Annotated in this window: 9 protein-coding genes; 4 read left to right on the forward strand and 5 right to left on the reverse strand. The window is 51.9% G+C overall.

The window, feature by feature from the left end:
- Positions 1-5: 5 nt before the first annotated feature.
- The 3 genes from E2F43_RS19375 to E2F43_RS18835 all read left to right on the forward strand — a co-directional run bounded on the left by E2F43_RS19375 (position 6) and on the right by E2F43_RS18835 (position 3829).
- A complete protein-coding gene (locus E2F43_RS19375) occupies positions 6-281 on the forward strand; it encodes a Zn-ribbon domain-containing OB-fold protein (RefSeq protein WP_238947033.1) in 276 nt (91 codons plus the stop codon).
- Positions 275-1441, forward strand: coding sequence for a thiolase C-terminal domain-containing protein (locus tag E2F43_RS18830; RefSeq protein ID WP_133215656.1), 1167 nt, complete (start codon positions 275-277; stop codon positions 1439-1441). Before E2F43_RS19375 ends, E2F43_RS18830 begins: the two co-directional genes overlap by 7 nt.
- 102 nt (positions 1442-1543) lie before the next feature.
- Positions 1544-3829: a TonB-dependent receptor gene (locus E2F43_RS18835; protein ID WP_133215658.1), complete on the forward strand. Its 2286-nt coding sequence runs from the start codon at positions 1544-1546 to the stop codon at positions 3827-3829.
- 453 nt (positions 3830-4282) lie between these two features.
- Here E2F43_RS18835 and E2F43_RS19150 read toward each other — a convergent pair whose 3' ends face one another.
- From E2F43_RS19150 to E2F43_RS18855, 4 genes are all read right to left on the reverse strand, one after another.
- Positions 4283-4606, reverse strand: coding sequence for a histone (locus E2F43_RS19150; RefSeq protein WP_165954405.1), 324 nt, complete (start codon positions 4604-4606; stop codon positions 4283-4285).
- Positions 4607-4684: 78 nt separating this feature from the next.
- Entirely contained in the window at positions 4685-4936 is a 252-nt protein-coding gene (locus E2F43_RS18845; protein ID WP_133215662.1) for a GlsB/YeaQ/YmgE family stress response membrane protein, read from the reverse strand.
- Positions 4937-5079: 143 nt separating this feature from the next.
- The gene (locus E2F43_RS18850) at positions 5080-5268 is read right to left on the reverse strand and encodes a CsbD family protein (protein WP_133215664.1); all 189 of its coding nucleotides are present in this window, start codon (positions 5266-5268) and stop codon (positions 5080-5082) included.
- A 204-nt stretch (positions 5269-5472) separates the two neighbouring features.
- Positions 5473-5958: a tyrosine-type recombinase/integrase gene (locus E2F43_RS18855; RefSeq protein WP_238947034.1), complete on the reverse strand. Its 486-nt coding sequence runs from the start codon at positions 5956-5958 to the stop codon at positions 5473-5475.
- Between the two features lie 419 nt (positions 5959-6377).
- On the opposite strand from E2F43_RS18855, the gene E2F43_RS18860 reads away from it, so the two are divergent.
- The gene (locus E2F43_RS18860; protein ID WP_133215666.1) at positions 6378-6947 is read left to right on the forward strand and encodes a nuclear transport factor 2 family protein; all 570 of its coding nucleotides are present in this window, start codon (positions 6378-6380) and stop codon (positions 6945-6947) included.
- 168 nt (positions 6948-7115) lie between these two features.
- Here the strand turns inward: E2F43_RS18860 and E2F43_RS19380 are convergent.
- The coding region (locus E2F43_RS19380; RefSeq protein ID WP_238947035.1) for a hypothetical protein at positions 7116-7329 on the reverse strand (214 nt) is incomplete at its 5' end.

The following is a 7329-nucleotide window of genomic DNA, read 5'->3' on the forward strand; positions in this document are numbered from 1 at the left end:
CTGACATGGGATACACCATCGCCAGCGGCCAGGGGCAGTTGTACAGCTGGATCATACCCAGGTATCCAGCGGTGCCAATGTTTGAAGAAGGTTTCATTGTGGCGTTAGTCAACCTGAAGGAGGGCGTCAGGGTACTGTCGAACCTGTGCGGGATTGAGCCCGAGGAGATCACCAGCGGTATGGAGGTGGACGTCTTTTTTGCCGATACGCAGGAACAGGGAAAAGTACCGCAATTCCGGCCTCGTCGTACTGAATCCCACCCCTCATCCAAACCATGTTGAAACAAATCGAAGCAGTGGCGATCGCCGGCATTGGCCAGACCGAGTTCTCCAAGCACTCCGGACGCAGCGAACTCAGTCTGGCGGCGGAAAGTGTCAAGAATGCGCTCGACGACGCGGGACTCACGGTTGCTGATGTGGATGGTCTGGTTACCTACACGATAGACAGTAATGAAGAGGTAGATCTGGTTCGCACGATGGGCATGGGCGATATCAGCTTCTTCTCGCGCGTGCCGTTTGGCGGTGCTGGTGCCGTTGGCACCATTGCCCATGCCTGCGCAGCGATACGCGCTGGCGTTGCAAATGTCGTCGTCGTGTGGCGCGCCATGAATGAGCGATCCGAGAACCGCTTCGGCCAGATAGATACGACCCGGGGCAGGACCGTGGGCGGCGGTGGTACCTCCGATATGAGTTGGGCCTTTGACATGGGTGCCTACACGCCGATGGCCTGGCAGGCGCTCAACGCGAAGGTGTACATGGATCGCTTCGGGGTTACCAATGAGGATTTTGGTCGGGTAGTGGTGGAACAGCGAAGGTATGCGGCGACGAATCCAAATGCCCACTTCTACCAGCGGCCGGTGACGCTGGAGGAACATCAGGACTCACCGTGGATCGTGGAACCGGTCCTGCGAAAGTTTGACTGCTGCCAGGAAAGTGACGGCGGTGTCGCTGTAGTACTCACAAGTTTAGAGCGTGCGCGCGACTTAAGGCAGCCACCTGTCGCTGTTGTTGCAGCGCAAGGTGGCGGCAATGGTTCCCAGATTGCAACCAATCATTACGCAGAGGATCTGTCGGTGATGTCGGAAGCCTTTGTGACCGCCAGGCATCTCTTCGCGATGGCAGATATAACGCCGGTGGATATACAAGTTGCCCAGTTGTACGACGCTTACAGCTGTTCTGTTCTCTATCAGCTTGAGGCCTTTGGATTCTGCGGGGTGGGTGAGGCGGCGGACTTCGTACGTGATGGCCATCTTGCCATTGACGGTCGACTTCCCACCAATACCCACGGTGGCCTGATCGGTGAGGCCTATATCCACGGGTTGAACTCGTTGACAGAAGGCGTTCGGCAGGCCAGGGGTAAAGCGGTCAATCAGGTATTCAATGTTCAAAATGTGCTGGTGGCTTCGGGTTGGTCTGCGGCCATTTTGTCCAGGGATCAGTGATCGAGCCATTGACCCGAGTACAGACTTCAGCAGGGAAAAGCCTGCGAGAAAGGTGGGGAACAACGCCTGAATTTGATAGATATACGGCAATGGAGTAAGAAAATGATAAAAATACCGAGACAAAAACTGGCTGTTTCTCTTTTACCGCTACCGCTTGCCATCGGCCTCCTGGCTGTACCTTCACAGGCCGAGACCAGCCTGGAGGAAGTGTTAGTCACGGCCCAAAAGCGAACGGAAAACCTTCAGGATGTACCGATCAGTATCACCGCCTACACGGAAGAGAGCCTGAACATTCTTCGAATCGAAAATGTGGCGGACCTGGGGCCAACTACGCCCGGCCTGGTCACTGCTCCCGCCGCAGGCATTGCCAGCGGAACCAGAATTTGGATCAGGGGTATTGGTTCAGCTCAGGTGAGCATCGGTATTGATCCGCGGGTAGCACTTTACACAGATGGTGTTTATCTGGGTAAAACGCCGGGGCTGGCCTTTGATGCGCTGGAAATGGAGCGCATCGAAGTACTCAAGGGGCCGCAAGGTACGCTCTATGGACGAAATGCCGTGGGCGGGGCGATCAATCTTATAAGCCGTAAAGCTTCCACCGAGTCGTTTAGCGGCAAACTCAAGGTGGGTGCTGGAAACTATAACCTCGAGGAAGCAAATGGGTATATTAACGTACCGCTTTCTCAGTCCGTCGCCGTGAAATTGTCCGGTATGACCAGATCACGCGATGGCTGGGTGGAAAATAAAGGACCAGGCCCTGATTTCAACGGTCGTGACGCCGAAGCTTGGCGCGCAGATCTGCGCTGGGAACCTTTAAGCACTTTGTCATTTGACGTTGCCTATGAGAAAAATGAGGCGGACCTGGAGCCACAATACTCCCAATCCGTTTTTGGTGACGGAACCATTGGTCCCGGACTTGGCAGTCTGATCAACCCACCGGAGACAAACGACCGCTTGGATAAAGTTACAACGGCATATGCCCTGGAAAAATCGCATCTCGATCTGGAGGCTTATAGCGTATTTGCCGGCTGGGATTTTGCGGATCAACACTCGGTGCGGCTGATAGGTTCCTACCGAAAGGCAGACGCCACGGACTCACGGGGCTTCTGGCCCGAGACCGATGGTTCACTGTTGCCCTGGACTGACCGTATTGTGTCTACTACCGGGCAGAACCACGTGCTCAATGACCATAAACAATACAGCTTAGAGTTAAACTTCGAAGGAAAAATCGCAGACGGCCTCGACTATACTGCGGGCCTGTTCTATTTTAACGAGGACACCGGCGCCGGCGAGGATTATACGCTGACAAAGGATCTTGTTGATTTTTTCAGTCCCAGCGCAGTACGTTCCGCTGGTCGAATCGAAACTGACGCCTACGCCGTATTTGGAACTTTGAATTGGACTCCCGGGGCCTTTGGGGAGCGGTTACACGTTACCGTCGGAGGACGGTATTCCGAAGACAAGCGCGAGGGCAAGGTAAAGACATTCGTAAATCAAGGGCCACTGCCCGACTTTTCTGCTCTCGTTTTCACCTACGATACGGCGACTGGCCTGCCTTTTTCGGACAACAGGGAATCAAATACCTGGGACAACTTTGACCCCCAGATTATCCTGCAGTATGACTTGAATGATAACGCCAATGTGTATGCGAGCTACTCAACGGCATACCGGTCCGGTGGATACAACACCGACGCGACTACATTGGAAGGCTTCACCTTTGACAAGGAGGATATGGAAGCGTTTGAACTTGGCTATAAAAGCGAGCTCATGAATGGTCGTCTCCGGCTTAACATGGCGGTATTCTATTATGATCAAAGTAATATCCAGGTTACCGAGCAGGACCCTGCTCACCCTGTTCGCCAAAACGTCTTCAATACGGACGGGGACAGCAAGGGCTTTGAAATAGAAGCCACAGCACAGCTGATCAACGATCTCACGGCATCGCTCGGTTATGCCTATCTTGATGCTCAGCAGGACAGCTACGAAGCGGTCTTTCGCCCGGGAACACCGGATGAAGTCACAGTGGTCAACGAGGGCGGCAGTTCTGGCGCGCCGGAGAACTCGGTGTTTGCAAACTTCAATTACCGTCGCGATGTGTCCTGGGGAGAGCTGATGGCGAATCTCAATTACTCCTATACGGATTCCTACGATGTAACACCAGGTACAGAATTAATGAGCGTCAGTCTTCTCGATGCGCGAATTGCCACTCGTTGGGATATGGGTGATTCAGGAGCGCTGACGCTGGCAGTCTGGGGCAAGAACCTGCTGGACGACGAGTATCACCTGGATAGAATCAACTTCTCCGAAATCGATGGATTCAATGCGCCGGACGTCGCGTGGTTTGGCGATCCACTGACTTATGGTGTGGAACTAAGCTACGAGTTTTGACCTGAGGTCTGGCGTTACCAGAGTTTTACGGACACTATAATTAAATGATTGTGCCTCAAATTAGGCGAAAGCCGACATCAGCCAGTGCCTGGTCCTGGGAAACGCGGCCGGCGAGGCTTGCGACCTGCCGCCTGGGAGTCGCGGCGAGCAATCGTAAGATCAACGCTCCAACGCCGGGAGTTGCAGCAGGCTAATGAGCTATAAGCGTGAGTGTTGAGAGAAATTTGCTGCCACACCGGTATCGCAACGACCGTGGCACAACACTTGAGGAATATCGTCATCAGCAGTGTGCATTACGCTGTACTCTATCCGAGTTGATCAAGACGCTACGCGTAGCCGTCTGGATCCGCCACTTCAAGGGTAGTCGTGCGAGATCAGGCGGCAGATTTCTCAGATCCGCCTGAGTCAACTTGTCGATACTGCTAACCGAGGTCCGTCGTCATTCCCCGGTTGTTATTTTTTGGTAGAAGGTTTTTTCGCGGCGGTCTTTCGTTTAGCCGCCGCCTTTTTCTTGGGCGCAGCTTTCTTTTTTGCGACTGCCTTTTTCTTGGTTACAGCTTTTTTCTTCGCTGCCGGCTTCTTTTTGGGCGCCGCTTTTTTCTTATTGCCTTCAAGTTTTTTCTCGAGTTGCTCGGTCTGCTTGGCAAGCTCCAGAATCATTTTGCGGATTCCTTTTAGGGCGTCCCTGGCCTGCCTTTGAATGCTTTTTTCAGTGTCGGCCAGAAGCTTGTTTGCGTCTTTCTGGATCTGTGAGACTTTGCTCTTTCTCGATGCCATGGGCTGGTTCCTTCTTCTATAGATTGATCATGGTTTTCTGAACAACTCCTGCCGAGTATAGTACAAAGGAGCGTATTGTTATGCCTTTTTGACAATCCCAACAACAAACAATAGTACCACTGCTCCAACTGTCGCTGTGACAATAGAGCCGATGAGGCCGTTCACCGAGAGTCCCAACACTTCGAAAAGAAACCCGCCGATAATCGCACCCAATACGCCTATCACAATATTGCCGAGCAGACCAAGTCCGCCGCCCTTCATAATTAGGCTGCCCAGCCAACCGGCCAGTGCGCCTATTGCTAGAAAGATTATCAGTCCTGTTAAATCCATAATCGCGCTCCTGCCTGTCACCTAAAAGTTTGCAAGTTCCCCAGGTTGTCAGCTGTTATCGACACGCTGAAAAAGGAGAAAGCTACCGTACGCAGCTACCCTGATCGCAGCAGTCGTTCCCTCAGGCTCATAGTATTTAGGGTTCAGCTGAGTGCGTCCTTCACCTCATCAATGACCTCCTCGGTTTTCTTTTGGACTTTTTCGGCTGCCTGCTTGATCTTACCAGCGGCCTGGTCGGCCTTTCCCTTGCCTTTCAGCTTCTTGTCGCCGGTCAGAACCCCCGCGGCTTCCTTCACGCGGCCCTTCGCTTCATCGGTTTTTCCACTCGTCATGACAACTACTCCTCTACTGGGTTCCGCTTGTCTGTTTCCTACATGCTGCATGAATAAGCGTAGCAGGTCGGGGTGCTGACATGCTGTCTTTTGCGGGGTAAGCAACCAACTCATGATCAGGATCAAGGTTTATCTCGTGATTTCGGGGGACAGGCTAATGTCCCTTGTTGGGCGAAAGTGGACCCATTTGGAGGGTCCGCGCATCTACTCAGACCTCGATCTGTTCCGCAGCGTCAAGGCATCATCCTCGTCAATTCCAAGGTATCTGACCGTGCTCTCCAGGCTGGAATGCCCCGGCAGAAGCTGAGCTGCTCGGATGTTCTTGGTGTTGCTGTAAATAATTGAAGCTTTCGACCTTCTCATGGACTGGGTGCCGTACAGAGCAGGATCGAGGCCGATTTCGGACATCCAGCGGCGAGCGATCCGCGAGTGCTGTCGCCGGGACAGATGGCCTGACCGTAGAATGCGGCTGGGGAACAGATAGTCTCTGGGAACCAGAGCCTTGTGGTCTATCCAGCGTTCGACGGATCGTCGTGTCTGTTCCGAGATTTCAAATTGGACGGGGCGCCCGGTTTTCATCTGAATGACCCTGGCACGGCTCTGCACGTTGCCTGCCTGAGTAATGTCGGCAACTCTGAGGCGCATCAGGTCGCAGGCGCGAAGCTTGCTGTCAATCGCCAGATTGAACATAGCCAGGTCTCGATTCCGATTCTGGGAGTCCAGCATGAATCGGCTTTGCCATATCTCCTGCAGTCGGAGGGGTCGCTTCTGGCCTACGAGCTTCCCTTTGTTCCATGGCGTTCTGGTGGGGTTACATGTCGCGTTCATATACATAGCATTTTCCTCCTCCCTCAAGGGGAGTAGGTGCTGTACATCAAACACTTGGTAGAGTCAGCGTAGCGGCCGCTTTCGCCTATTTCCGGACTACTTTCTGTAGCTGTCTCTGCGGCTGCTATTAACCGATGGGCTGCCTCAGACAACATGTGATATGACTAAATGTTATACGGCAAAGTGAGAATTCTTAACTAGGCTTTGCGCAGATCAGTTTTTCAACTGGTTCGGGTCAAGGTTGTATGGCCTTAATTAAATCGGGAAAAAGGATAATTACGATGACACATTTAAAGTTCAGGAGGAATGTATCTGTAGGAGTTAGGCTACTTTTTTTGGGAGCCTGCCTTTCAACAACAAGCCTGGTCGCAGCAAATTCTGTAATTGACCAAACTTATCCACAAGCTCAAGCAGAAGTTTTAGAGACTTTCGGGGCCATTGCACAAAGTATAACGGCCGGAGCCGGACAGGGATATGATGGTGAGTATATGGACAGACTTATCTCTTTTCATGCCTATGGAGACAAGTTTGTTGAATTCAATGGAGGACAGTCTTTCGATAGTGCCGGTAATGAACATAATGAACGTGAGCTATTTGGTGTAGATATTGACCATGTTATACAGTTCGCCGCTAAAGAGGGGACTTTGAAAGTTGCGGTATACTATGGAAATGTAGCCAATTTAACTTTTATCTCAGATTTTATACTGATGCATAAGGAGTATGGCGAAATTACGGTCAATAATCTAATTACCTTATTATTTGTTAAAACAAAAGGTAAATGGAAATTGGTTCACGAACATCATTCTCCAGTGTATGTACCCCTTTTAGTCAGGATAGATGAACGCGACTAAACGACTTTCTTATCCAGATAACAAGGCAGCAAACCGCACTCCGGGAGGAAAATGCTGCCCCAAAACGGACGCCAGTACTAGCCATATTTATTGCCACCGTTTGTCCCGCTTGTGGTGAAAACGCTGGAGTCCGCTTCCACCTCAATTGCGACTATTTTCGATAGCGAATCAGCCTGTTACCAAGGTCCGCTTTGGGGCCAGAAGCAGACGCTCGGTAATGCCCGCATTAGGGGTCGGCCAGTAGGCCGTCTGGCGACCGCAGGGAGCGTACGGGCGGGCATTGTTAACTGGCGACATGTTGAACCCAGCTAAGAAATAGCGAAAGAATCTGATACACAATGACCAGAAATGGTAGTGTAAATATTTTTTCGCACTTTTTTTT

This window comes from Seongchinamella unica, assembly GCF_004354085.1.
GTDB lineage: Bacteria > Pseudomonadota > Gammaproteobacteria > Pseudomonadales > Halieaceae > Halioglobus > Halioglobus unicus.

Excerpts from the sequence above, each read along its gene's own strand:
- E2F43_RS19375 (WP_238947033.1), top strand. The coding sequence starts at position 6 with ATGGGATACACCATCGCCAGCGGCCAGGGGCAGTTGTACAGCTGGATC.
- E2F43_RS18830 (WP_133215656.1), top strand. The coding sequence starts at position 275 with ATGTTGAAACAAATCGAAGCAGTGGCGATCGCCGGCATTGGCCAGACC.
- E2F43_RS18835 (WP_133215658.1), top strand. The coding sequence starts at position 1,544 with ATGATAAAAATACCGAGACAAAAACTGGCTGTTTCTCTTTTACCGCTA.
- E2F43_RS19150 (WP_165954405.1), bottom strand. The coding sequence starts at position 4,606 with ATGGCATCGAGAAAGAGCAAAGTCTCACAGATCCAGAAAGACGCAAAC.
- E2F43_RS18845 (WP_133215662.1), bottom strand. The coding sequence starts at position 4,936 with ATGGATTTAACAGGACTGATAATCTTTCTAGCAATAGGCGCACTGGCC.
- E2F43_RS18850 (WP_133215664.1), bottom strand. The coding sequence starts at position 5,268 with ATGACGAGTGGAAAAACCGATGAAGCGAAGGGCCGCGTGAAGGAAGCC.
- E2F43_RS18855 (WP_238947034.1), bottom strand. The coding sequence starts at position 5,958 with ATGTTCAATCTGGCGATTGACAGCAAGCTTCGCGCCTGCGACCTGATG.
- E2F43_RS18860 (WP_133215666.1), top strand. The coding sequence starts at position 6,378 with ATGACACATTTAAAGTTCAGGAGGAATGTATCTGTAGGAGTTAGGCTA.